Genomic DNA, 25,793 nt, shown 5'->3' on the forward strand with positions numbered 1-25,793 from the left:
CTCTTCTCGTTCGAACTCCTCCAGACTGATGTCTCCGTCCTCAAGCTCCCTGTTCAGCAGGGCCAGTTGGGCACGGAGAACCCCTGGGTCGCGCAGCCGCGTCCGTTCGTTCGGGACACATCTCCGCACGGGGCAGTGACCGTTCCGAGTCGAACTCGACCCCGATCAGCACGAAGAGGCCCGCTCGCAGGCAATACGCATGCCGTATCCCTGCGTGGTGTTCGACGGAACGCCGTTTGCCCGGGGCACAGTCGGGCCCCACGAGTCAGCTGACGCTCTGATGCGCCGGCAACTCGCCGGCGGTGGCGTCCTCTTGCTGCTCGTACTGGGAGAGTGCCAGGCCAAGGCCGAAGAAGGCGGGGCCCATTCGCCGATGCAGATTCCCCAGCGGTCGGCCCGGGCGATGTCGATGCCGGGCTCCATCTTCAAGGAGCCTGCCCAGGCGACGACAGTGAGGCCTATGGATGCCATGGCGGCCAGGTACACAGTTCGCTGCGGATACCCATGTCATGCATCTTCTTGATGATCACGATGCACTCCGTTCACTAGTCCTTTGACGGACTACCCGGAGCAGTTGGCCCTATTCACACCATTAGACACAAATGTCCACTTATGTGCAGTTCGCGGGCCGGCACACTGCGAACTCGTCGCGACGCTCTCACGACTCGATGACCGGCAGTTCGACCCACCTCGTCCAAGCCCACCCGGTGCACCCATGATCAGCGAGCGGTCCGGGTGGGGGCTCTGCAGGTCGACAGCGTCAGCACGCAGCGTCCGGATGCCGGACCGGCTCCGGTGAAAGGGCCCGCCCTCTTGAGGGCGGGCCCTTTCACCGGAGCCGGTCCAGGCTTCAGCGCTTGCCGTGCTTGCCGTGCATGGAGTCCTTGGCGTCTTCCAGGGCTTCCTTCGCCTCGCCCTCCGCCTGGTCCATCTTCCCCTCGGCTTTCATCCGGTCGTTGCCGGTGGCTTTACCGACCGCTTCCTTCATCTTGCCCTTGGCCTTGTCCATGCCGCCCTTGCCAGCCATGCCCTGCTCCTTGCATAGGAAAATCAGTGACAGTGACAAACTAGAACGGAAATGCGCATATCGCTCGGCAAACGTCGCGCTCACGGCCGACTGCGCGGATCCGCTCCCGCCGCCTTATGACGGCGGGTCCGGGACCAGCTTGCGCCTGCCGGCCGCGGCGTCGGACCCGCCACTGCAAGACGTCCAGAGGGCGGCCCAACGCGGTCACGACTCGAGGGACGAACGTTGCCGCTGTTCGTTCTCGCGTCTTTCGTGGGTGAGGAACAGACCTGCCGCTACCGCAGGTGGCCGGTGTCACGATCACGGCGGGCCCGTACACAGCGGATCATCTCTTCCGCGTACGGCAGGACGACACACAGTCCGACCCCGGCGGCAATACCGGCGAGGTAGCGGGCCGGCAGCGGGCGTTGTTTGGGGAGGAGTTTCCAGTCGTCGGCGTGGCCGGCGCCCTTCATCACCTCACGGACCTGGTCCCAGTGCAGGCATGTGGTGAACGCGGCCGCCGTCAGCGGGAGCACTTCCAGAAAGCTGTGGATGTGCTGCTCCACGGGCCGCACCTCACGCTTTTCGGTGGCCAGCGACACATCCCACAGCGCGGTGGCCCCGTGCGCGACGGCCGCGCCTCCCATGAGCGAGAGCACCAGCGGGTTGACCCTGGCGGTCAGACCCGCGACCACCGGGATGCCGGCCTCGGCCATCATGAGGGCATGCACCGCTGATTCCCGTACGCCGCTGGTGTGCTCGATGTCCGAGCGCCTGTGCATCACCCAGTCGGCGACGGCGGGAACGAACCACAGGGGCAGGACGCCGTACAGCAGAAACCTGCGATTGGCGTTCTCCACGTCGTCCGCCCCGGGCGGAATGCGAAGCGTGGGCCCGGAGCGCCAGCGCTGCCAGCGGGTGAGCGTCGAACGGCGACTCTTGCTCATGACTGCCTTTCCTCAACGACGGACGGCCTCTCGGCCCGGATGCCGGGTCCCAGAAGGAGATCTCGGCGGCCGGGCGGGTATCGGCACCCCTGTTGCGGCCCGCGCGGCCCACACCTGAAGGCCCAGGACGCCGCCCCGCCCCCTCCCGGCTGCTCACAAGAGCCTTGAGCGGTCGGAACCCGCAGGCTGCGGGCCGTGCCTGCGGGCTCTCCGTCCACTCCACCAGACGGCCGCCCCACTGCGCGGGCGGGTGAACGATCACGGCACGCTCGCTCATGTCCAACGCCTCACCCTCCGTTACCTCTTCCTGCGCCCGCGGCATGGGGTGCCGTGAGCCGGGGGCCGGGGCGCGGGGTGCCATCGCGGCGACTGGCAGACGGTTCGCCGGCGTCGCCGTGGAAACTGGCCGCACTGGCTGTTCCGATGACTGCGGGCTCGGGAAGCGCAGAGGCCTGTCGGTGTTTGGCTCCGGGTCTCGTGGCGGCCTGGGAGCTTGTGACGGGTGTGGCAGCCGCCTTGGCCAGGTAGGAGCGGGCGGTGTCGAGGGCGTCTGTGACTTCGCGGGTTCCGGTGGACACGCACAGGGTGTAGGCGAGGTCGCGCAGGCGCTGGCTGGGGGGCGTCGTGCCGTCGGGCGATTCCTCGGCAAGGAGCGACTCGTATTCCGCGACGAGCCGGTACAGAGTGGCGGGGAGGGGCATCAACATCGGTGCGACTCCTTGGGGCTGAGGCCATCTGGTGTTGTGGGAACGGTCAAGACAGCGTGTACGGGGCTTGAGGAAGCGGCCACTCGGCTCTGGGAGCAGAGCAGTCCCTCAGGCCGCGGAGGCGCCGCTGGAGCGGGTGGGGCACTCGCACTCTCCCAGCACCTCACTGCGCACGTGGGCGCAGCTGCGGGTGATGAGCCGGGAGATATGCATCTGGGAGTACCCGAGCTGGTCGGCTATGCGGCTTTGGGTCATGTCCTGGAAGAAGCGCAGGTAGAGGACTGTCCGCTCGCGTTCGGGGAGCCGGCGCAGTGCCTTCCTGGCCGCCTCGCGGTCGACGATGACGTCGTAGGAAGGGTCGGCGGCCCCCAGGGTGTCGGCGAGGTTGTACCCGTCATCGTCGGTGGCCAGTTCGGCGTCCAGGGAGAGGGTGCTGTAGCTCTCCAGCGCTTCCAGGCCCGCGGCGACCTCGTCCTCGGTGAGGCCGGTGTGGGCGGCTATGTCTGCGGGAGTGGGCCGGGGGCTGCCGGGGCGCTGGGTGAGCTCTCGGCGTGCCAGGCGGACCTGGTTGCGCAGCTCCTGCACTCGGCGGGGCACCCGCAGGGCCCACGTCCGGTCCCGGAAGTGCCGTTTCACCTCACCGGTGATGGTCGGCACGGCGTAACTCTCGAAGGCCCCCCGGCTGGGCTCGAAGCGGTCGATGGCCTTGACCAGCCCGAGTGCTGCTACCTGGCGCAGGTCCTCCATGGCTTCGCCGCGATCACGGAACCGGCCGGCGATGCGGTGCGCCATGGGCAGCCAGGCCCTCACCAGCTCGTCCCGCACGGCGTCCCGTTCCGGACCCTCGCCCAGTTCCACCAGCCGCTCGAAGAGCACGGCAGTCCTGGGGGAATCGTCATGGATGCGGCGTGCGGTCCCGGCGGAAAGGGAGACAGAGGTGCCGTCGACCTGCGAACGGTCTGGGGTCATATCAGTGAGCATGGGCAATCGCTCCTGAACGCCTGGTTCAGGACGGGGCCCGGAGCCAGGTACCGAGCGCGGCCTGAACAGTGTCTGTCAGAGGTTCGCCGCGCGGAAGATCTGCCCGGCCCGCCGAAGGCAACCGCGGCAGGCAGGGAGAGCAGGATCCCCACAGGGCGTGCGCCTTCGGTCCGAAGCACGAATTCCCGTGTGCCCATCCGTCATGACCGCAAACACCGCCGGCCCGGCTGCGCGCCACATCCTCCACCCACCCGCCCGGCCCGGGAAAGGCCGTGCCCATACCTCCCTGAAGCGTCTCCCGCAAACGGCTTCGGGTGTGCCTTCGAGCGATGGATGGCCAGGGGCGCCCGGATCCGCCCCGGTCAGCCTTCCGTGACGATTCGTAGTCGGATACTCCGGTGGCTCCGGTCACCATGCGGTGATGACCGGCGCGTCGGGTTCGTACTGCCGCCAGGCCTTGTGAGGCGCGCGAGCCGGTCTGCGGCGGCCATGCCGCTCAGGGACGCGACCTTGCCGTCGCCGACTTCGGACGCCACGGCGCCCACGCCCCGGTCGTCGACCACGGCGAGGACGGCCGGGGAGTCGTTGACCAGGGAGATATGCATCGCGGACGAGCCGCCAGCTGGCCGCCGCTTCGCCGGCGTGGGCTTGAAGTCGGCCCGCACGTAGGAGGCGACCCGTTCGCGCGTCCTGTACCACGGCCGGATGCAGATAGCCCGAGCGCAGCAGTGTGGAAGGCGGGTACCACGGGACTTTTGAGAGTCAACCGGTCGGTGATTGCGGGAAGTTGCTGCCGCAGAGGCGCACAGCTGCGTACAGATTCCTCGGCCGAAGCCGCGGACCATCACCACCGTCCAGCCTCCGGCTGGACGCCGCCCGAGATCGTCAAGGGAAGACGGGGAGAGCGGATCATGGCGCAGAGCCGCGCGGACGCCCGGACACGACACCCTCGCCACGAACGACGAGGCGAGGCGAGACTTCCCGGAGTATTGGCCACCCTCGCCGCCATCTCCCTCTACCTCGCATTGCCGCAGCAACTGCTCATCGCACCCCGATACGTGCTGCCCGCTCTTGAGGTCCTGCTCCTCATTCCGCTCATCGCGATCAATCCCAGGCGACTGACCCGTCAGACCAGAATGTTCCGCATCCTGTCACTGACCCTCGTCGCCGTCATCGCCGCGAGCAACCTCGTCGCGCTCGCCATCCTGGTCGACGAGTTGGTGCACGCCGGGGTGAAGGACGGCCGCGCGCTCCTGGTGGCCGCCCTGCAAGTCTGGCTCACCAACATCATCGTCTTCGGACTCGCGTTCTGGGAACTGGACCGAGGCGGCCCCGTCAGCCGCACACAGGCGCCGCGCGCCGAGCTCCCGCTGACGGATTTCCGCTTCTCCCAAGACGAGAACGACGACGCTGTCGAGGAAGTCGCCGACGGCGCCAGCGGCTCCTCCGACTGGGTTCCCACGCTGGTCGACTACCTGTACGTGTCCGTCACGAACTCAACGGCCTTCAGCCCGACGGACACCATGCCGCTCACCACCCGGGCCAAACTCATGATGAGCGTCGAAAGCGTCTCCGCCCTCATCACATCAATCCTCGTAATCGCCCGTGCCGTGAGCATCCTGCACTGACATCGGAACAGCCCCCTGCCTCTCCATGTCCGTGCCGCTCGTCCTGCGCGTCCGAAGGCCTACAGGAATCACGAGCCACCGGCAGCAGGACTGGCCCGATTGGAGAACGCCGACAGCCGCACGGCGGGCCAAGGCGCCCAAGCCGAGGAGGACGTCCCTCAGCTGCTCAGCGCAGAGGACGAGGAAGGATTCCGCACCCGCTGGCAGGAGTGCAGAACAGATTCGTCGACGACCCGCGCGACGCCGTGCACACTGCCGACGCCCTCGTCGCCGACGTGATGCAGAGGCTTGCCGCCACCTTCGCCGACCGCGAACAGGAGCTGGAAGGACAGTGGAACCGAGGCGAATACCGAAGACCTGCGCCTGGCACTGCGGCACTACTGTTCGTTCTTCAACCGCCTGCTGGTCACCTGACACGACGCCGCAGCGGCTGACCTCGGCTGCGCCCTCTGATCGCGGTACTCACCTGTCTTAGGAGTCCTACTGCCCTTTTCGAAGGGGGATCGGGCGAGCGTGGGTCGACTCGGCTGCGGACGCCGGCGGCACCATCCGAGAACCAGGAGAGGGGAAGCGAAGCCGACCGGAATGCGTCCCCGAGCGGGAATGTCTGCCCGGGCCTAGCGTGGAAACGCGCAGGAAGGGACCTGGCACTCCCACGGCGGAGGAACCGCATGGCGGTACGGCACCGGCTGATCAGGAAGCCTCCCAAGGACGTCTGGGAGGTCCTGTCCGACGTCGAACGGTATGGGGACTGGGTCGTGGGCCCCTCACGGGCCGAGCCGGCCGAGGGACGGTGGCCCGAACTGGGGGCGGCCCTCCGCTACGAGATCAGGATCGGGCCGCTCACCCTGCACAACCGGACCGTCGTGCGCCGCAGCGAGCCGTCCGCCGTCCTCGAGCTGGAGGCGGACAGCGGACCACTGGGGACCGCGAGGATCGCGATGGAACTGCGGCCCTGGGGCGAGCACACCCTGATCATCCTCGATGAACACCCCCTGCGCGGCGCCGGAGGCGCGTTGCACAACGGCCTCCTGGAGGTGGTCCAGCAAATGCGGAACCGCGCCATGCTGGGCCGCCTCGCCCGGCTGTGCGAGGGGGACGAGGACCCGGCCCGCACCACTTCCATGCGGCGACGGCCGATCAAGGCCTGAAACGGCACCGAGACCTGGGAACAGCCGCTCGACCGGGCGCGGCCACCCACCGAGCCGGGAGCGAGTCATGCCGGACGCTGTAGTGATCGGGGCGGGCCCCAATGGGCTGGTCGCGGCGAACCTCCTGGCCGACGCGGGCTGGAGCGTGGAAGTCCTGGAGGCCCAGGACGAGCCCGGAGGAGCGGTCCGGCACGACCGGGGGGTCGATCCCGACTTCGCCAGCGACCTCTTCAGCGCCTTCTACCCCCTCGCTGCCGCCTCCCCGGTCCTGGCCGGCTTGAACCTGGAGCGGGAGGGGCTGAGCTGGAGCCACGCCCCGAAGGTGCTCGCCCACCCTTTGCGGGACGGCCGCTGTGCCGTCCTCAGCCGTGACCTGGAGGAGACGGCCGCGAGCCTGGAGGCGTTCGCACCCGGGGACGGGGCCGCGTGGAAGGAGCTGTGGGAGGTCTGGGAGACGCTGCGGGCCGGCATCCTCGACGCCCTCTTCACGCCGTTCCCCCCGGTCCGCGCGGGAGCCCGGCTGGCCCTACGGCTGCGCGCGGCGGGCGGGCTGCGAATGGCCAGGACGATGGTGCTGCCGGTCCGGCGTCTGGGAGAGGAGGAGTTCCGCGGCGAGGGCGGCAGGCTCATCCTCGCGGGCAATGCCCTGCACGCGGACCTCGCACCGGAGGCGGCAGGCAGCGGCGGCTTCGGCTGGCTCATGTCCATGCTCGGCCAGACCTACGGTTTCCCGGTCCCCACCGGCGGCTCCGGGGCACTCACCGCCGCTCTCGTCCGCCGGCTGACACGGCGCGGCGGGACCGTCCGCTGCGGGGAACAGGTCACCGAGGTCGTCGTCCGCGGCGGTCGCGCCGTCGGCGTCCGTACTGCGGGCGGCGAGGCGGTCCCGGCCCGCAAGGCGGTCCTGGCCGATGTGTCCGCGCCCGCGCTCTACGGCTCTCTGGTCGCCGAACGGCACCTGCCCGGGCAGCTGCTCACCGACCTGAAGCGCTTCCAGTGGGACTTCGCCACGTTCAAGGTCGACTGGGCGCTGAACAACCCGGTGCCCTGGGCCTGCCCGGAGGCCGCGCAGGCGGGAACCGTGCATCTCGCAGACGGTGTGGACGGTCTCACCCGCTTCGCCGCGCAGATCGCCATGGGCCGCGTCCCCGACGAACCCTTCGTCCTCTTCGGCCAGATGACCACCACCGACCCCAGCCGCTCGCCCCGGGGCACCGAGTCAGCCTGGGCCTACACGCACGTACCCCACCGCGTTCGGGGCGACGCGGGAAACGACGGGCTGACCGGCTCGTGGGACGGCCGGGAGCAGGAGACCATGGCCGATCGTCTCGAGGCACAGGTCGAGCGCCATGCCCCCGGTTTCCGCGGCCTCATCAGGGCCCGGCGCGTCCTCGCCCCGCCCACACTGCAGAGCATGGACGCCAACCTCCACGGCGGCGCCATCAACGGCGGCACCACTGCCCTGCACCAGCAGTTCGTCTTCCGCCCCACACCCGGCACCGGCCGCCCGGAGACACCCGTCGCCGGCCTCTACCTCGCTTCCGCCTCCGCGCCCCCGGGCGGAGGAGTTCATGGCGCCCCCGGAGCCAACGCCGCCCGGGCCGCCCTGCGTCGGCAGCGCGCCGGTGCCCTGGCCGGCCTGCAGAGTCGGCTGCACCGTCGCGACCGCAAGGGTCAGCGCTGACAACCCGCCCCGCGCCCACCGCGGCGTCGACGGCGGGCCCGGTGTCGGTAGCCGGTCCAGCACCGCTGGTCACCCGTTCTCCGGGCGCTTTGCCCGTTGCAGCCCACCTCGGACGAGTACTTCAGGTGCGTCGGCCGGGGTACTCGGCGCGCATGGCGAAAATACATCTTCCAGGACAAAACAATCACGACAACGACAACAAGCCGCCGCCGGACGAGGCCGGGCCCGCCCCTGAAGTAGAGCGGCAGGCTCCGGATACACCGACAGAGCTGCCCCGCCGAGCCTGGGGCAAGGTGTTCAGCGGGAGCCTGCGGGAGTTCAAGAAGGACGAGCTGACCGACCGGGCGGCCGCGCTCACCTACTACGGGGTGCTCGCCCTGTTCCCGGCCCTGCTGGTCCTGGTCTCCCTGCTGGGCATCACCGGCAGGTCGACCGCGGACAGGGTGCTCGACAATCTCAAACAACTCACCCCCGGCTCGGCCCGCGACATCCTCACCGGCGCGGTGGAACAGCTGCAGGGCAACGCCGGCCTCGGCTCACTCGTGGCGATCATCGGCCTGGTGGTGGCGGTGTGGTCCGCCTCGGGCTATGTCGCGGCGTTCATCCGCGCTGCCAACGCCATCTACGACATGCCCGAGGGCCGGCCGGTCTGGAAGATCCTGCCGGTGCGTGTCGGCGTGACGGTCGTCCTGATGATTCTGGCGGTGGTCAGTGCGCTGATCGTGGTCTTCACCGGCGGTATCGCCCGCCAGGTGGGCACGGCGCTGGGGGTCGGGGACACCGCGCTGACGGTGTGGTCGATCGCCAAGTGGCCCGTACTGGTCGTGCTGGTCACGGTGATGATCGCGATCCTGTACTGGGCGAGCCCGAACGCGAAGGTGAAGGGCTTCAAGTGGATCACTCCGGGCAGTTTCCTGGCCCTGGTGATCTGGATGATCGCCTCCGCCGGATTCGCGTTCTACGTGGCCAACTTCGCCTCGTACAACAAGACCTACGGCACCATGGCCGGCGTCGTCGTCTTCCTGGTGTGGCTGTGGATCAGCAACCTGGCCATCCTCCTCGGCCTGGAGTTCGACGCGGAGGCGGTACGCCAGCGGGCCATCGCCGGCGGGCTCCCGCCCGGTGCCGAGCCCTACACCCAGCCCCGTGACACCCGCGCGTGGGACGAGGAAGACCTGCGCCGCCTCGGCAAGGACGAGGAATGACCGCTGCGTGCGAGGCGGGTGCGCATCGGATCGCCCGGGATACCCGCGGCCGCCGTGGCCTTCACCGCCGCCCTCGCCCCCACGTGGCCGCTGCCTGGCGCCGCCTGCGCGGTGACCGGCACCCTGCCGACCGTCGAGCGGGGGCAGTCCGGTCGCGGTCGAACGCCGGGGCGGGCGCCCCCCGGCGTTCGACCGCGAGACCTACGGACAGCGCGACGCACACCGCGTACGTCACGGCGGAGCAGCCGCGCTCGGCAAGGTCGTGTTACGAGTTCTTGCCATGCTCGCCCTTGGCCTGAGCCTTCTCGTCCTCAGCCCCAACCATTCACACCCTGAGCCTTTTCCAACTTCCGGAGGTGGGCGGCCGGTTGGTCGCGGAGTGCTGTACATCGAAGTGAAGCTCCCGGTAGACGGGTTCACGACCAAGATCACCCGTTGTCCACCAGGAGCTTCCGTGCTTGTCCACCCGTCCGGGACCGACCTGTCCAGTTCACCCCTGCGGGTCCTCGCCGGCCACCTGCGCCGGCGCCGCCGTGAGATCGGCAGCCGATGGCGACGCCTGACCACCGGACCCCAGGCACTGCTCGCGCTCCACCTGACCACATCAGCCTGAGACTGGAAAACCCTGAGTGCCAGGTCCGTTCCCGACCGGCGGGGCGCGGCGAAAACCTGTTGAGCTGGGCTGCCCGTCTCGGGCAGGATCCGCGCCCGTGGATACCTACCTGGAGACCGAGCGGCTGACGCTGCGCCATATCACCGTCGAGGACGCGAACTTGCTGATCGAGCTGAACAGCGATCCCGAGGTGATGCGCTACCTTCCCCCCGACGAGGCGGAGAGACCTGCCGCGGAGATGCGCGAGCTCGTCATGCCGGCCATCGTCGCGGAGTGCCGGCGGTGGCAGGGTGAGTTCGGTCTGTTCGCCGTGCACGAGAAGGACGGCGGCGCGTTCATCGGCTGGTTCTCGCTGTGGCCCGAGAGAGAAGGGCCGCGCGAGAACGCCGAGCTGGGCTGCCGTCTGCGCAAGGCGGCCTGGGGAAGGGACTACGCCACCGAGGGCTCGCTGGCGCTGCTGCGCAAGGGGTTCACCGAGCTCGGCATGCGCTCGGTCTGGGCCGAGACGCTGGCCGTGAACAGCCGCTCCCGCCGCGTCATGGAGAAGGCCGGCCTGACGCTCACAGGCGAGATCCCGGTTCCGGAGGACATGCAGGTGATCGACGGTGCGGACCAGGGGGGAGTGCGCTACGAGATCACCCGGGAGCAGTGGCAGCAGCGCTGACCTGGAGCTCGAAGTCCCTTGCCGGTTCGTCCCAGGGGATGCGCGGCAGCCCGGGCTCCGCGCGGTCCTCGGACGGCACGTCGGTGGTGTGCTGGAACCACGCCATCGCGAGTGGGGAGCGGTACAGCTCGGGGCTGCGGTCGGGGCCGATCGCCCTGAAGCGGAAGTACCCGATGCTGCGGACCGACGGCAGGATCTCTACCGGCCCGAAGCCGCCCACAGGCAGGTTGAAAAACCCTCCGTGATGCAGGCGTCGTTCCTGCCGACGCGTTTCCGGCGGAGCCCGAAAATGGTCCGCCAGTCCGACCGCGAGCTGTATCACCTCACGCTGCTGCTCGACGGCGAGATGGCTCTCGACCACGCCGGGCGGACCAACACGTTCCGCCCGTGTGACCTGCACATGGTCGACAGTTCACAGCCATACGACCTGCGGTCTCTGGACGACCAGGAGCCTCGTGTCGTCCAGGGAGTGGGAGTGGACTTCCCCAAGGAGATGCTGCCCTTGCCACCGCACCGGGTCCGCGAGTTACTGGGCCGGGGACTGCCGGGGCAAGAGGGCGTCGGGCCGTTGCTGACGGAGCTCCTCGTCGGCCTGGTGCGACAGGCAAAAACCCTCCAACCGTCCGATGCACCACGCCTGGGAACAGTCCTGCTCGAACTGATCTCGGCCTGGTGCGCCCAAGCACTGGACGCGGAAGCCGCCCTGCCGCCGGAGACCCGCCAGCGGGCCATGGCGCGACGCGTCCGGGCGTTCATCCGACAGAACCTGAACGACCCTGAGCTGACCCCATCCGTGATCGCAGCCGCGCACCACATCTCGCTCAGCTACCTGTACCGGATCTTTGAGCAACAGTCACAGGGCGAAACGGTCGCGGCCTGGATCCGCAACCAGCGACTGGAGGGCGCCCGCCGCGACCTGGCGAACCCCGCGCTGCGCACCACGCCCATCCATGCCATCGCCGCCCGCTGGGGCTTCCCCCGTGCCTCCGACTTCTCCCGCGCTTTCCGCACCGCCCACCAGATCTCCCCCAAGGACTACAGGTTCCAGAGACCGTCCGAACGGAAGTAGGACTCAGCCGTCAGCCGGGGCGCGGTCCCCAGACGCAGTCCCCCGCCTGCGGGCTCGGTGGCGGCAGACGGGGGCCTGGCCGTGGAACGCTCCTCGACGGTCTGCGAGCTCAGCATGCGAACGGCTCGCCCAGTCGCATGTACGACAGCTTCAGCGACGTCACAGAGTACGACTGTGCTGTGACCGGGAAGGTTCGCCGGGTGGGCGGTTGGGGCGGTGGACGAGCGGTGACGTCCGCTCCGGCCGCTGGAGGCGTGAGTGGCCGAGCCTGTGCGGTGCGCAGGCTGACCGATCGGGAAGGGCAGAAGCTGCAGCAGATCGTCCACCGGGCAGCACCACCTCCGTGCGCTGCCGCTGCTTGCTTTCGGCTGGGACCATCGGTCCCGGTAATCGCCCAGCCCCTCACCTGCTGGTCGGCCCGCAAACTCGCCGCCTACCTGCACCGCGTGCACGAACGCATACTCCGCATCGGCCGGGAAACGTTACGGTTCCTGCTCCGGCGCCGGGAGCAGCGCCTTTCAGCGCACCAACCAGGATGGAGTCCCCGACCCCGACGTCAAGCTCGACCGCATCGAGCACGTCCTGGAGTACTTCCCGGACCAGGTCTTCGCCTTCGAGTTCGGCCCCCTGGGCATCAGGCCGACCGCAGGCTCTTGCTGGGCGGAGCAGGGCAAGCCCGACCGCGCGTCGGCGACCTGCCACCGCACTCATGGCGTCACCTACTTCCACGGCTGCTACTCCATCGGCGACGACCGGTTGTGGGGCGTGACCCGCCGCCGCAAGGGCGCCGCCCACGGTCTGGCCGGGCTGAAGCCGATTCGGGCCGCCCGCCTCGCCGGCGGCCGACCCGATGCCCGGGCGGCGGGGGGCAGAGGTCGGAAGGGGCAAGCCTGGAGATCCTCTGGAGCATCCGTCCAGGACGTCTCCACCACCGGCTTCGCTGCCGCTGTCCGCGTGTACGTTCGCGGTCGGGGCCGGCCCGGGAACGGCCCCCGTACCTGCCCCGGAGCCGTCGAGCGGTCACGGGGAAGCCGGCCGATCACCTCCCGAAGGCGTTGCGCCTCATGCGTTTGGGGGGTGCCCGATTTTCCGGTGGGACGTGCGGACGCCACCAGCCCCGCCCGGCCCGCCCGACCACGCAACCGGATCACTGTCCGCGCAGCAAAGACGACAACCGAGTCGGTGCGACCGCGCATTGCGACGCACCAGATCGCTCTGGGGTGGAAATGATCAAGTCGCTCGACATGCAGGACATCGCCCGGCACGCGGTCTGTCCTCCCGGACAGCACCACCTCTTCCGCGAGAAGCTGGACGAGCACGGCTTCGCCGTCCTGCAGCCCGGCGAAGCCGGCGACCCCGCCCTCGACCTCGACGCCGTCATGGCGCAGCTGGGTGAACCGGTCACCTACGGCTTCGGCACCAAACTCGCCCTCCAGCCCCAAGAGGGCTCCGGCAATCTCCAGTTCACCACCCGCGCCATGCCACTGCACACCGACGGCCTCTTCAACGCCGGACCGCAGGTCAGATACATCGGCATGCGGTGCGTGGCCGCACCTCTGACCGGCGGCCAGACACTGATCGCGAGCAACGCCGCGTTCTTCGCGCACGCGCCGACCGATCTCCTCGAGATCCTGCGCGGTGTCACCATCGAATACCGCAACCGGATCCCCGGCTACTACCGCGACCACCCCGAAGCCGGGCACCCCCAAGTCGCCCCGATCCAGGACGATCCCGTCACCGGCACGACGCGGCTGGTCATCGGGCTCACCGACCCCGACGACCCGACGCGCACCCACGACGCCACCGTCGTGGGCCACACGGCCAAGGAGAGCACCGCGCTGCTCGGCCGGATCAGGGCGGTGCTGCACCAGCCACGTGTGCTCTACGCCCACACCTGGCGGCCCGGGCAGGTGATCGTCCAGGACAACCGTCAGGTCGTCCACGGCCGGGCCGCTTTCCCCGGCCAGCCGCGCAAACTCGTGCGCCTGTCCGTCGCGTGAAGAGGGGGAAGAACCGATGAACAGCTACAGCTATCCCACGCTCCTGCTGGACGTACGTCCCCACGGCAGTGGCCTCGCGGCACACCGGCTCGACGGCTCCGGCCAGGACGGCACCATCGAGCGACTGGTGGTGGAGGAGTTCGGCCGCGCCCTGCCGCTGCCCTGCGGCGACATCGACGACTGCAACACGATCGCGTGCACCGCGGGCCGCGTCACCATCCGCACCAGTCGGCAGAACCTCACCCCCGTGCGCTACTGGCACCAGCCCGGCACGGGCCGCGTCCTGATCGGGACCGATCTCGCCTCACTCACCGCCCGGGCGATCGAGCACGCGGGCACGCGGCCCGACCGGGTGGCGCAGATCCGCGCCGTCCGGGCCGCGATCCGTACGATCGGCGGCGGCCGCACCGTCGTCTTCTCCCGCGACGCGAGCGGCGACTCGACGGATGTCACCGAGACCGTGTCGAACACCTGGAAGGCCTCCCCCCTGACCGGCGAGAAGGCCGCCGAGGCGGGGGCACGGCAGATCGAGGTGCTGCGGCAGCAGATCGCCGCCTGCGGCACGCCACGGCCCCTGACCGCCGTCGTCTCCGGCGGAGTCGACTCCGGGCTCGTCGCCGCGCTGGCCCAGCAGGCCGGCGTCCTCGACCACCTCGCCACCCTGGGCACCCCGTGGGGGGACGAGTACGCCACGGCCGACGAGCTCGGCGCCCATCTGCGCATGCCCGTCCGCCATATCGAACTCAGCGAGCAGGACGTCCTCCGGGCGATCCCGGAAACCGTCCGGATGCTCGGCGTCCCGCACCACGAGATGGTCGCCGCGGGGGTCAACCTCGTCGCGGTCTACCGCCGGCACCAGATCCCCGCCGGCACCATCCTGACCGGCATCGGCGCCGACTACATCAACTCCGGGCTCCGCACCGAGCCGGGCACCGCCCCCGACCTTCAGCGCGCCGTCATCCAGTGCCTCGACGACGCGGCGGCGGGCGGCGAGTGGAGCGGTGCGGGCGCCGCGGCCCACGGCTACACCCTGCGCCACATGTACTGGAACACGCCCGTCATCCAGGCCGCGCTGGACACGGCTCCCGAAATCATGCGCCACCGCGACAGGGAAAAGGGACACATCCGGGCCGCGGCCGAAGCCCTCCTGCCACCCCACATCGCGTGGCGGCCCAAACAGGCCATGCACCACGGCAGTGGCGTCCAGCGCAACCTCCGCGGCGCCGTCGCCCGTCTGACCGGCCTGGACAGCGTCGACGTGGAGAGCTTCTACGAACTCATCGCCACCGAACAGGCCGGCGCGCTGGTCGAGCGACCGCACGAGCCGGTCGACTCCGACACCTGCCTGGAAGCGGCGGTGGCCGCCTACATCCGTGAGCACGACTGAGAACAGGGGAACGCCGTGGCACTGATCCACATCGAGGACGTCAGGGGAACCCGGATCCTGACCCTGAACCACGACAAGCCGACCAACCCGTTCGGCAAGAAGATGGCCGAGGCCTTCACCGCCTCCCTGCGCGCGGCAGACCGTGACGACACGGTGAACGCGATCGTCGTCCACGGCGGACGCGACCGCAGCTTCAGCGCGGGCGGGGACTTCAACGAGGTCATGCTGCTGGCAACGGACGAGTCGGTCGACGACCTCATCGACTGGATCACCGAGCTCTACCTGACAGTCCTGGACACCGGCAAACCCACCGTCGCCGCGATCGACCGCCACGCGATCGGCCTGGGCTTCCAGCTCGCCATGATGTTCGACTGGAAGATCATGTCCACCCGGGCGAGCCTGGCCATGCCCGAACTGGAGCACGGCATCGGCGCCTCCATGGGTGCCGCCATCCTCTCCACCATCAGCAGCTACGACATCGCCCGCCACATCCTCATGTCCTGCCGCCCGATCGGTCCCGACACCGCCCTGCGCTGGGGCATGGCCGACGAAGCCTGCGAGCCGGAATTCCTCCTCGACCGGGCGATCCAGCGGGCCCAGCGGATGGCGCGCTACCCCCACACCGCCTTCTCCGCCACCAAACACGTACTCACCGACCGGCTGCGGGCGAGTCTGGAGCAGACCCGCGAGGACTCCAAGGCCGTGCACCGCAGGACGTTCGCGGCCAAGGCGATGCACCACCACTTCACCAGCATCCTCAACAAGAACACCAAGACCCCGGCCGGCACCCCCTCATGACGCTGTACCGACAGCTGCGCAGCATCGCCCGGCGGCATCCCGACGCAACAGCCGTCGTGTCCTACGACGACACGACCGTCTCCTACAGCCACCTCCTCAAGACCACCGACGCCATCACCGACCGTCTCCGGGACCACCCACCCGGCACCGCCGTCGGCCTGGCCCTGGACGAACCCACCACCTTCCTCGCCACCTACTTCGCCGCCGCCGAACTGCGGTTGGTCATCGTGCTCCTGGACAGCAGGGCCACACCCGAGCGGACGGCGCGCCTCGCGGCCAGGTTCGACCTCGACCTGGTGCTGCGCGACGGTCCCGACGGCATCGGCTCCCTCGTACCGGAACCGCGCGCGCCAGGCGCCCGTAGCCCCCTCGAAGGACCCGCACGCACGTCCCGCGCGTACCTGCCCACGGACTTCGTCGTGCACTGCACCTCCGGCTCGACCGGTGAGCCCAAAGGCATCGTCATGAGCCAGGAAGCCGTCGTGGAGCGGGTGAGGACCTGGACGGAAGCAACCGGCCTGGGGCCCTCGGACGTCGTGCTGTGCCCGCTGCCGCTCTGGCACGGCCACGGAATCGACGTACTGGCCCTGCCGGCCCTGCTCAGCGGCGCGAAACTCGTCCTCACCCGCGGCGCGCACCTCACGGGCCGCGGACTGGCCCGCGCCGTCGCCGACCACGCGGTGACCTTCGTCAGCGGCCTTCCGGTGATGTACCAGATGCTCGTCGCAGCCGACGGCGTCGACCCCGCACTCCTGGGGTCCCTGCGCTTCGCTCTCACCGGAAGTGCCCCCATCGCCGCCCACACCCAGACGCGCTTCCGCGAACGATTCGGTCTCCCCCTGCGCCAGGGCTACGGGCTGGGCGAGATCGGCGTCATCGCCTACGACGCCGACAACGCGGGACCGGGCACGATCGGACTGCCGCTCCCGGGGATCGAGTGGCGGCTGCAGCCGGCCGGCGCGGCCGACGGTGAGGACCGGCTCTGCGAACTGTGGGTGCGCGGAACCGCCCTGGCCCGCGGCTACTACCGGGACCCGGCCGCGCAGTCGGCGATGTTCGTGGACGGCTGGCTGCGCACCCACGATCTCCTTGTCGCCCGCCCACAGGGCTGGTCCGTCCGCGGGCGGATGTCCACGTTCATCAACGTCACGGGCAACAAGGTGGCGCCGGCGGAGGTCGAGACGGCGCTGCGCGGGTGCGACGGCGTCATCGACTGCGGGGTCGTCGGGATGCCCGACGGGCACGGCGGCGAACAGATCGCCGCCCTGGTCATGACGGAGCCCGGATGCGATCCGCAGACGGTCCGCCGCCGGGCCGCCGCACATCTGCTCCCCCACCAACTTCCCCAGACCTGGCGGTTCGCGGCCGCGCTGCCACGCACCCCGGTCGGCAAGACCGACTACGAGGCCCTCAAGCGCCTCGTCGGAGACGAGGAAGCACGCACGCCATGACTCCCGCGACAGCCCTCGGCCTCAGCTCTCCGCTCGCCGGGACAGAGCCATCGGCGCGCACCGCCCTGCGCTGGTGCGGCCGGTCGATGACGTACGCACAGCTCGAAGCCGCGGTCACCGCCCTGGCCGACCGGCTCGCCACGGCCGGTGTGGCGCGCGCGAGTGTCCTGGTCATGGGCCCCTTGTCACCCGCCTACGTGGTGGGGCTGCTGGCCGCGTGGCGCGCCGACGCCGTGCCCGTGCCCGTGGACGCCGGACTGAGCGCCAAGCAGTACGCCTGGCTCGAAGAGCGCACCTGCCCGGCCGCGGTGATCAGTCACGATGTCACCCCGGCCGACCAGTACCGCGGGGCGACATCGGGCGTGAGCGAGTTCGTCGTCGACTCCGCCACCGGCGCGATCCTCCTCGAATCCGTCCCGCGCACCCCGTGGCGGGCGCCGAGGTTCCAGGAGGCGGACGCCGGCTATGTGATCCCCACGTCCGGCTCGACCGGGGAGCCCAAAGCCGTCGTCGGCAGCCGGCGCGGCCTGGACCTCTTCCTCCACTGGTTCCGCGACGAGTTCGCACTCACCGCGTCGGACCGGTGCGCCGCCGTCACCCGGGTCAACTTCGACCCCTCGCTGCGGGAACTGCTCGCCGTGCTCGGCGCGGGCGGTGTGCTGTCGCTGCCGCCCGCCGACGCCCAGCTCGACCTGCCGACGCTGGCCGACCACCTCGCCGACAGCGACCCGACCACCGTGTTCCTCGTCCCGTCCATCGCGACCCGGCTCGCCGAGGAACCCCGCCTGACGGCGACCGGACTGCCCGGACTGCGCCTGGTCTTCTTCGCCGGAGAGGTCCTGGGCCGCCGGGTGGTCGAGCAGTGGAGCGCCCTCGCCCCCGCTGCCGAGATCGTCAACCTGTACGGGCAGACCGAGGCGACACTCGCCCAGCTGTACCGGCGCGACGTCCAGCTCCTCGACCACATCGGCGCGCAGCCGATCCCGGTCGGAGTACCACGTGCCGGGGTCGAGGTGGCCCTGCGCGATCCGGACGACACCGGGGTCGGGGAAGTGCTCATCACCTCGCGGGCACCCGCGCTGGGCGTCCTGGACACCGCCGCCGGTGACCGGCACCGGACGTCCGCGTTCCCCGTCCCCCTCCCCACCGGCGATCTGGGCCGCCTCAGGAACGACGGCGCCCTGGTGATCGTCGGCCGCGGCGGCAACGACCTCAAGTTCGGCGGCCGGCGCGTCAGCTTCCAGCCGCTGGTCGACGCCGTCGAGGCCTTGCCCGAAGTACGCCAGTGCGTGGTCCTCGACCACGGCGGCCCGCACCTCTTCGTCGCCACCGCGCCCGGCAAGGCGGTGGACGAGGAGACGCTGCGGACCGTGATCCACGGCCTGGGCCGCAGCCGACGGCTGCCGCGGTTCACCCTGCATCTGCGGGACGGCCTGCCGATGCTGCGCAGCGGCAAGGCCGACCGGCAGACCCTGCTGGCGTCCCTGGACCGGCTTCCCGTCATACCCGCCGACGCCCCCACCCCCGCCGCCGGAAACGACGTCGAACGGTGTCTGCGCGTCCTGTTGGACGTCGACGACGACACCTCCGGCCTGGTCGACGCCGGCATCACATCGCTGGAGATGCTCGCGGCGCTGGCGCGGGTCCACCGCCTCCACGGGGTGCGGCTGACCGTCACGGAGGCCTTCGCCCTGCGCGACATACCGCTGCTGGCCCGCGAGATCGAGCGCAGGCGCCGCCTTGCCCGCTCCGAGAACACCGAGAACACCCAGTGCACCGAGGACACCGAGGACACCGAAAGTACCGAGTCCCCCGGGAGCATCAAGGCAGTCGGAGCAGCCGGGATCCCTCGCCCGCTCGTGCCGACGGCGCCGGACCGCCGTCCACCGCCGGACCGCTGTCCGCTCTCGTCGCGCCAGCTGGCCTACCTGTGGATCTGCATGTCGGACGGCAACGCCGACTGGTGCAACATCTCCCGCGAGATCCCCCTCTCCCGGCGGCTGTCCGAGACGGCGCTCACCGAAGCACTGCGGTCACTGCTCGCACGGCACGACGTGCTGGGGCTGGCGCTCACCGCCGACTGGCAGGAACAGACCTGGACCGACCCGGCGCGGCTGTCCTGCGCGGTCGAGGTCGTGGACACCGACGCCGAACCGGACTCGGCGGCCTTCCGCGACAGCGTGCAGGCCGCGCGCACCACTCTGGTGTCCGAACTGATCGACCCCGAAGCCGCACCCCCCATCCGGGCCACGCTCGTACGGGGAACCACCGGAAGTTCCGTCCTGCTGGCGGCACATCACCTGTTCGTGGACGGACTGGGCCTGGACGCGCTGGCCGGCGAACTGCGCACCGTCCTGTCCGGCCGGACCCTGGACCCCGTCACGGGCCAGGACCACGGCGGCTACCGGGCGTTCTGCCGCGCGACCGCGAGGACGCAGGAGCCGGGCCCTGCGGCCGCGTACTGGCGAGACCTGCTGCAAGGTGCCACCCAGGTCGAACTGCCCGAGGCCACCACACCCGACGGTGCCCGGGGCGAGCTGGTCTCGCTGCCCCTGGGCACCGTGTGCACCCGCCGGATCCACGCGCTCGCCCAGGAGTGGGGCGTCTCCGCGTTCACCGTGGTCCTGGCGGCCTTCGAGCAGGCCGTCGCCGCCACCTTCGCCCTGGAGCGTCCGCCCGTCATCGTGATGAGCCAGAACCGCGGCGAGAGCGATGCCGGGGTCGTCGGCAACTTCACCACCAGCCTGATCGTCCGCGGACCGGGCGCACCGTCGCTGCGGGAGACCGCGGCCGCCATGGCGCGCCAGCTGGCCGACGGCACGACGTACGGCGACTGGGAGTTCGACCAGCGGATCGCCGACCTGCGCCTGCCCGCCACACGCCGCTTCCCGCTGTCCACGGTCCTGTTCAACCAGCGGCCGGTGTCACGCGGCCTGCGCCCCCGCGACCTCGGCGCGTGGAGGGCGAGATCTCTGGGCCGTGCGCTGCGCTACCAACTCCAGGGAGAGCTTCAGATGTCCGGGCCCGAGATGGTCATGACCTACTACTACCGCGAGGGGATCCGCGACACCGACGTGATCGACAGCGTGCACCGTGCGCTGCTGTCCTCGATCCGGACGGGCGGCCGGGAGGCGACCCATGGCTGACCACGTCGGCACGGTCACCGTCCCAGCCCCGCACACGCCACCCACACCGCAAGCCGGGCCCGCCCCGCACACGCCGGATGCCCTGCTCGGACCGCTCCAGCGCGCCTACCTGGTCGGCGACCAGGACGGCCTCGAACTGCGCAGCCCCGCCCGGTACTACCTCGCCTGCGAACTCCCGGTGTCCGCCGTGGACCGGGTCCAGCAGAGGCTGGACCGCCTGGTCCGGCAGAACCCGATCCTGCGCACCCGCATCGAGGACGGCCTAGCCCCGGCGGCGGTCCCAGGAGAGGCGGTCGTCCCGGTCTCCGTACTGGAGGCCACCGAGGACGGCTTCGACGCACTCGACAGCGGTGTGCGCGAGGAGTTCCGCTCGGACGGCCTCACCTTCGGGGCATGGCCTCAGCTGCGGGTCACCGTCGTGCGCTCGGCACGACGGGCGCGGCTCCATCTCGTCTACGCGCTGTGGCTCATGGACGCCGCCTCGCTCGCCCGGTTCCTGGAAGGCCTGGTCCACGACACCGGCAGCGACACCGGCCCCGGCCCTGAGACCGGCACCGGCACCGGCACCGGCACCGCGATGGTGGACCGCGAGCCGACCCCGCGGGCCGGACTGCGCCGGGAGCGCGACGAACGGTACTGGCGCGAGGTGGCACCGGCCCTGCCCGAGACCGCGCAAGCACCGCTGCGGCCCGACTGGCGGCACGCGGGCCGGGCCGTGACGCACCGGATGCTCCATCTCGGCCGCACCACCGCAGAGGCGATCACACGGCAGGCCAACCGGCACGGCCTGACCCTGCCGATGCTCTTCCTCACCGTGTACGGCACCCTCCTGGGAGCCGTCGGCGGCGGCCGCCCGCACACCCTCACCCTCGTCCTGTCCCCGCAGGACCCGCCGGCCGGCACCCGGCAGCTCGGCAACCGCGGCATCGCCATGCCGGTGGCGATACCGGCGGCCGAGGGACGCGACGTCGTCTCACTCGCCCGGGAGATACAGGGCCGCGTCCTCGAACAGTCGCTGCACCCCTCGCTCAGCGGCCCCGAGATCGCCCGCCTGGCCGACCCGGCCTCCGGCCCGCGCCGACTGCCGTATCCCTTCGCGTTCACCGCGACCGAGGTCGACACACCGCGCGAGGCGGCGCTCGGCCTGCGGCGGGACTGGGACACCGTGCACCTGCGCGTGCCGCAGGTCCTGCTGGACCACCAGGTGGTCGTGGACGGCGACGGCACCATCCGGCTGGGCTTCGACGGGCGCACCGACGCGTTCGACGACGGTTTCCTGGACGACTTCGTGGAGCAGTACGCCCACGCCGTCGACCGGCTCGCGGCCGACGGCGCCGACTGGACCGGTGCGGCCCGGCGCGCACCCGGCGCCGCCGGCCACGACCGCCCCGCGCGACCCGGCGGGGCGACGCTGCAGCAGCGGTTCCTGGAGACCGTGGAACGAACACCCCACGCACACGCGGTCCGGGACGGCGAGGGGACGCTGAGCTACGAGGCTCTCGCCGACGCCGCCGCCGAGGTCGCGCGGCAACTGGTGAGCGCGGGCGCCGACACCGGCGACCACGTCGCGATCCATCTGCCGCGCGGCCGCGGCCAGGTCGTGGCGATCCTCGGCACGCTGCTCGCCGGTTGCGTGTACGTCCCGCTCGACCGGGGCCTGCCCCAAGGACGGCTCGACCGGATCACCCGCCAGGCCGGGCTGCGCTTCGCGGTGACCGCGCACGAGGACAAGGCCGCCGAGGCGTGGCACCGACGCGGAGTGCGGGCTCTCGCCGTACCGGCGAAGGTCACCTCCGTACGGACTCCCGCCGGACCCACGACAGCCCCCGGCGAGCAGACTCCCGCCGTACCGGCGGCGGCGCCCGGAGTGCGCCGGCTGCCGGAGCGTGAGGCGGCCGACATCGCCTACGTCATCTTCACCTCCGGCTCGACGGGCGAGCCCAAGGGTGTGGTCATCCGCCACGACGCGGTGCTCAACACCCTCGACGCGGTCAACGACCTGCTGCGGCTCGGGCCGTCGGACAGCGTGCTGTCGGTGTCCTCGATCGGCTTCGACCTGTCCGTGTACGACGTCTTCGGCCCGCTCCTCGTCGGCGCCACCGTGGTCATGCCGTCCGAGGACGACGCGCGCACCCCGTCGGCCTGGACGAGGATCGTCACGGAGCACGCGGTGACGATCTGGAACTCGGCCCCGGCCCTGGCCGCCCTGCTGGCGGAGGAGGGCGGCGCCCTCCCCTCGGTCCGCTCCTACCTGCTCAGCGGCGACTGGATCCCGCTGCGCCTGCCCGCCGCACTGGAACAACGGTCGGCCGGAGCGCGGGTGATCAGCCTGGGCGGTGCGACCGAGGGCTCGATCTGGTCGATCCACCACCGGGTCACCCCGGCCGACCGCACCGGCCGGTCCATCCCGTACGGGAGGCCGCTGGCGGGCCAGGACATCCTGGTGCTGGACGCCCAGCGCGCCGTATGCGCCGACTGGCACATCGGCGAGATCCACATCGCGGGCCGCGGAGTCGCCGACGGATACCTCAACGACCCGCAGCGGACCGCAACGGCGTTCTTCGACGACCCGGAACACGGCTGGGTCTACCGCACCGGCGACCGCGGCCGCCGCGGCCCGGACGGCGTCGTCGAGATACTCGGCCGCATCGACACCCAGGTCAAGGTCAACGGCTACCGGGTCGAACTGGGCGAGATCGAAGCACTGCTGGACGCCATGCCCCACGTGCGCCGCAGCGCCGCGTGCGTCCCCAAGGACGGCGGGGGTGTCCTGGCCTGCGTCACGCTGTCCGCCGACGCCCCCTCCGACTGGCGCACACGCAGCATCGCCGTGCTGCGCGAGGAACTGCCCGCGTACATGGTCCCGTACGCGCTCGTCGACCTCGACGAGATCCCCCTGACGGCCAACGGCAAGGTCGACCACCGCCGGCTGCGCACGACGGCGACACCGCCCGCGGCGCCGGTGCCCGTCGCCGCGCCGCACGAGGAAGGACCACACGCCCAGGAGGTGACGTCCTGCTGGAGCGAACTGCTGGGCAGGGCACCGGAAGGCGAGGGATTCTTCGACTCCGGCGGCAGTTCCCTCGACGCGATCCGGCTGCTGTCGATGCTGCGCGGCCGATTCGGCTATGACATACCGTTCGGTCGCTTCCTGGCCGACCCGACGGTGAGGGGCCTGGCGCAGCTGTGCGGAGCAGGCCGCGGACCGGCGAACGAGGCGGTGTGGAGCTTCTCCCCCCGCCCGGTGACCCGCCCGCGCGGCCGGGTCGTCTTCTTCCCGCCCGTCGGCGGGGGCGTCGCCTGCTACGCCGGCCTGATCCGCGATCTGCCGGCCGACCTCGACGTCCACGTCCTCGGCTTCGACCGTCCCTGCGACACGGTGGGAGCCGGGGCCCCCGCACTGGCCGCCCTGACGGACCTGTGCCTGCACCACCTCAAGGGGCGGATCGACGACCCGGACGTGCCGTGCGTCCTGCTCGGCTGGTCCTTCGGCGGCGCGCTCGCCGCCGAGGCCGCGCGGGCCGCGCCGTACCCCGTCACCAAGGCCGTCCTCCTCGACACCCCCGTGTCGGCGGCGGCACGCCATTGCGAAGACTCCGAGCCGCGGACGGTGGCCGCGTTCGTCGACGACATCCGGCAGGCCGGCAACGTCATGGTCTCGGCGGAGGCCGTACGGAGCGACGCGGTACTGCGCCAGAGGTTCGCGGTCTACCGGCAGAACCTGCTGCTCCTGCGCGACTGGCAGCCGGGCCCCGTACCGGTTCCGCTCGTCCAGTTCCGGGCCGGTGAACAACCGGCCGAACCGGACCCCGACGCCTGGCGGGCCTGGGCGCCCGACCTGCGCACCCTCACGCTGACCGGCGGGCATTTCGACGTGTTCCGGGCGGAGAACCTGCGGCACATACAGGACGAGATCGAGAGCGGGTTGCGGTGAGCGAATCAACGGTGCTCAGCACGATTGTCGGCCAACTGCGGCAACAGGGCTACGACATCGGTCCCGACGCGTACGACGCGGACCTCATCGGTGCCGGTCTGAACTCGGTGAACATGATCCGGCTGCTGTCGTGCCTGGAGGAGGAGTTCGACATCGATCTCCCCGTCGCCCGGCTCTTCAGCGAGCCGGTGACCGTCCAACGCCTCACCACACAGATCGTCTCCCAGCAGACGGTCCGGGAGGTGAAGCGGCCATGACGACGACAGGATCGCCCTCCCCGCTCGTCGAACAGGCGCACAGGATCGCCGAGTCGGCGGGGCAGCGGGCCGAGAAGGCCGAAGCGGCCCGCACACCGGACCCCGATGTCATCGACGCACTCGTCGCCGCCGGCGCCGCACGTCACTTCGTTCCCCTCTCGCTCGGCGGCTCCGGTGGGACGTTCACGCAGTTGAAGCAGGCGGCCGTCACCATCGGCGCGCACTGCCCGGCGACCGCCTGGTGCACCGTCGTGGCCGCACTGATGACCCGCGCCGCACACCACCTGCCACCCGCGGGACAGGAGCAGTTGTGGGCCGACGGGCCGGACACCCTCGTCGCCGGAGGCGTCACTCCCAACGGCACCGCCACCGCGCTGGAAGGCGGCTGGTCGCTCTCGGGATCCTGGCCCGCGGTCTCCTTCGCGGAACGGGCCCAGTGGATCCTCCTGTCCGCCACCCCCCGGGGAACGGACGGCGGCGGACAGCGCATCTGTCTCGTGCCCGCCGCACACGTCCGTGTCGACCGCACCTGGGACGCCGTCGGAATGCAGGCGACCGGCAGCCACACCGTGGCCGTCCGGCAGGTCTTCGTCCCGGACACGATGACCTTCCCCGCCGCTCTGCTGACCGGCCTGGACACCGCACCGGCCGGCCCGGACGGCCGCACCGTACCCCTGCCGGCCGTGAACACCTTCCTGTTCTGCCTGCCGATGCTCGGCGCCGCGCACGGCGCGCTGCGCCACTGGAGACAGCTGACCGGAGCACGACTGCACCGGCACCCTCGCGCCTACGACCCGGTACTCGCCCACTACGGAGACGTGTTCGCCCGCAGCTCCAGCGAGATCGACGCAGCCGAACTGCTCCTCGACCGCATCGCCCGCCACACCGACACCGCACCCGCCCTCACCCGGACGGACGTGGCACGCAACCAGCGCGACTGCGCCTTCGTCGCCGAACTCCTGCTCCGCGCCGTGGACCGCCTCATGCAGGCTTCCGGCACCAGCGGGCACAGCGCCGCCTCCGCCCTGCAGCGACTGTGGCGCGACATCCACACCGCGGGCTCCCACGCGACGCTCCAGTTCGGCCCGGCCGCCGCCCGGTACACCCAGGCAGAACTCACCCACGCCCACTGACCCCGCCCGCACCGCACCCGGCTCGCAGC

Annotated in this window: 20 protein-coding genes and 4 pseudogenes; 17 read left to right on the forward strand and 7 right to left on the reverse strand. The window is 70.8% G+C overall.

Annotated features, from left to right (window positions below; translation table 11 throughout):
• From ACFYW9_RS34285 to ACFYW9_RS34315, 7 genes and pseudogenes are all read right to left on the reverse strand, one after another.
• Positions 1-129 (reverse strand): gas vesicle protein GvpG (locus ACFYW9_RS34285; RefSeq protein WP_389159009.1); only part of this gene is annotated, 129 nt, incomplete at its 3' end.
• A 136-nt stretch (positions 130-265) separates the two neighbouring features.
• Positions 266-515: pseudogene (locus tag ACFYW9_RS34290) on the reverse strand (hypothetical protein).
• 335 nt (positions 516-850) lie between these two features.
• On the reverse strand, positions 851-1,027 hold the full coding sequence (locus ACFYW9_RS34295; RefSeq protein WP_351874788.1) for a CsbD family protein: 177 nt from the start codon (positions 1,025-1,027) through the stop codon (positions 851-853).
• A 275-nt stretch (positions 1,028-1,302) separates the two neighbouring features.
• The gene (locus ACFYW9_RS34300) at positions 1,303-1,956 is read right to left on the reverse strand and encodes a diguanylate cyclase (RefSeq protein WP_389158821.1); all 654 of its coding nucleotides are present in this window, start codon (positions 1,954-1,956) and stop codon (positions 1,303-1,305) included.
• A 287-nt stretch (positions 1,957-2,243) separates the two neighbouring features.
• Positions 2,244-2,663, reverse strand: coding sequence for a DUF5133 domain-containing protein (locus tag ACFYW9_RS34305; protein WP_389158824.1), 420 nt, complete (start codon positions 2,661-2,663; stop codon positions 2,244-2,246).
• 108 nt (positions 2,664-2,771) lie between these two features.
• The gene (locus ACFYW9_RS34310; protein ID WP_389158827.1) at positions 2,772-3,644 is read right to left on the reverse strand and encodes a SigB/SigF/SigG family RNA polymerase sigma factor; all 873 of its coding nucleotides are present in this window, start codon (positions 3,642-3,644) and stop codon (positions 2,772-2,774) included.
• A 408-nt stretch (positions 3,645-4,052) separates the two neighbouring features.
• Positions 4,053-4,339 (reverse strand): annotated as a pseudogene (locus ACFYW9_RS34315) (RNA polymerase subunit sigma-70); the annotation flags it as partial.
• Positions 4,340-4,555: 216 nt separating this feature from the next.
• Between ACFYW9_RS34315 and ACFYW9_RS34320 the strand changes: the two are divergent.
• The 17 genes and pseudogenes from ACFYW9_RS34320 to ACFYW9_RS34400 all read left to right on the forward strand — a co-directional run bounded on the left by ACFYW9_RS34320 (position 4,556) and on the right by ACFYW9_RS34400 (position 25,764).
• On the forward strand, positions 4,556-5,272 hold the full coding sequence (locus ACFYW9_RS34320; protein WP_389158830.1) for a hypothetical protein: 717 nt from the start codon (positions 4,556-4,558) through the stop codon (positions 5,270-5,272).
• A 209-nt stretch (positions 5,273-5,481) separates the two neighbouring features.
• Positions 5,482-5,706, forward strand: coding sequence for a hypothetical protein (locus ACFYW9_RS34325; protein WP_389158833.1), 225 nt, complete (start codon positions 5,482-5,484; stop codon positions 5,704-5,706).
• A gap of 237 nt (positions 5,707-5,943) precedes the next feature.
• Positions 5,944-6,423: an SRPBCC family protein gene (locus ACFYW9_RS34330; RefSeq protein WP_389158835.1), complete on the forward strand. Its 480-nt coding sequence runs from the start codon at positions 5,944-5,946 to the stop codon at positions 6,421-6,423.
• 67 nt (positions 6,424-6,490) lie between these two features.
• A complete protein-coding gene (locus tag ACFYW9_RS34335) occupies positions 6,491-8,107 on the forward strand; it encodes a phytoene desaturase family protein (RefSeq protein ID WP_389158838.1) in 1,617 nt (538 codons plus the stop codon).
• A gap of 152 nt (positions 8,108-8,259) precedes the next feature.
• Entirely contained in the window at positions 8,260-9,312 is a 1,053-nt protein-coding gene (locus ACFYW9_RS34340; RefSeq protein WP_389158841.1) for a YihY/virulence factor BrkB family protein, read from the forward strand.
• A gap of 454 nt (positions 9,313-9,766) precedes the next feature.
• A pseudogene (locus tag ACFYW9_RS34345) lies at positions 9,767-9,904 on the forward strand (IS5/IS1182 family transposase); the annotation flags it as partial.
• Positions 9,905-10,022: 118 nt separating this feature from the next.
• Positions 10,023-10,589, forward strand: coding sequence for a GNAT family N-acetyltransferase (locus tag ACFYW9_RS34350; protein ID WP_389158844.1), 567 nt, complete (start codon positions 10,023-10,025; stop codon positions 10,587-10,589).
• An 88-nt stretch (positions 10,590-10,677) separates the two neighbouring features.
• On the forward strand, positions 10,678-11,658 hold the full coding sequence (locus ACFYW9_RS34355; protein WP_389158847.1) for a helix-turn-helix domain-containing protein: 981 nt from the start codon (positions 10,678-10,680) through the stop codon (positions 11,656-11,658).
• 258 nt (positions 11,659-11,916) lie between these two features.
• Positions 11,917-12,498 (forward strand): annotated as a pseudogene (locus ACFYW9_RS34360) (hypothetical protein); the annotation flags it as partial.
• Between the two features lie 386 nt (positions 12,499-12,884).
• A complete protein-coding gene (locus ACFYW9_RS34365) occupies positions 12,885-13,658 on the forward strand; it encodes a TauD/TfdA family dioxygenase (RefSeq protein WP_389158850.1) in 774 nt (257 codons plus the stop codon).
• 16 nt (positions 13,659-13,674) lie between these two features.
• A complete protein-coding gene (locus tag ACFYW9_RS34370) occupies positions 13,675-15,045 on the forward strand; it encodes an asparagine synthase C-terminal domain-containing protein (RefSeq protein ID WP_389158853.1) in 1,371 nt (456 codons plus the stop codon).
• A gap of 15 nt (positions 15,046-15,060) precedes the next feature.
• Entirely contained in the window at positions 15,061-15,843 is a 783-nt protein-coding gene (locus tag ACFYW9_RS34375) for an enoyl-CoA hydratase/isomerase family protein (RefSeq protein WP_389158856.1), read from the forward strand.
• Complete coding sequence (locus ACFYW9_RS34380; protein ID WP_389158859.1) at positions 15,840-17,294, forward strand: class I adenylate-forming enzyme family protein; 1,455 nt, start codon at positions 15,840-15,842, stop codon at positions 17,292-17,294. Before ACFYW9_RS34375 ends, ACFYW9_RS34380 begins: the two co-directional genes overlap by 4 nt.
• On the forward strand, positions 17,291-20,440 hold the full coding sequence (locus tag ACFYW9_RS34385; protein ID WP_389158862.1) for an AMP-binding protein: 3,150 nt from the start codon (positions 17,291-17,293) through the stop codon (positions 20,438-20,440). The genes ACFYW9_RS34380 and ACFYW9_RS34385 overlap by 4 nt, the downstream gene beginning before the upstream one ends.
• Positions 20,433-24,374: an amino acid adenylation domain-containing protein gene (locus tag ACFYW9_RS34390; RefSeq protein ID WP_389158866.1), complete on the forward strand. Its 3,942-nt coding sequence runs from the start codon at positions 20,433-20,435 to the stop codon at positions 24,372-24,374. The genes ACFYW9_RS34385 and ACFYW9_RS34390 overlap by 8 nt, the downstream gene beginning before the upstream one ends.
• Positions 24,375-24,385: 11 nt before the next feature.
• Positions 24,386-24,631 (forward strand): acyl carrier protein, encoded by a 246-nt coding sequence (locus ACFYW9_RS34395; RefSeq protein WP_389158869.1) that lies wholly within the window; start codon positions 24,386-24,388, stop codon positions 24,629-24,631.
• The gene (locus ACFYW9_RS34400) at positions 24,628-25,764 is read left to right on the forward strand and encodes a hydrolase (RefSeq protein ID WP_389158872.1); all 1,137 of its coding nucleotides are present in this window, start codon (positions 24,628-24,630) and stop codon (positions 25,762-25,764) included. Before ACFYW9_RS34395 ends, ACFYW9_RS34400 begins: the two co-directional genes overlap by 4 nt.
• Positions 25,765-25,793 lie beyond the last annotated feature (29 nt).

This window comes from Streptomyces sp. NPDC002698 (assembly GCF_042888945.1).
GTDB lineage: Bacteria > Actinomycetota > Actinomycetes > Streptomycetales > Streptomycetaceae > Streptomyces.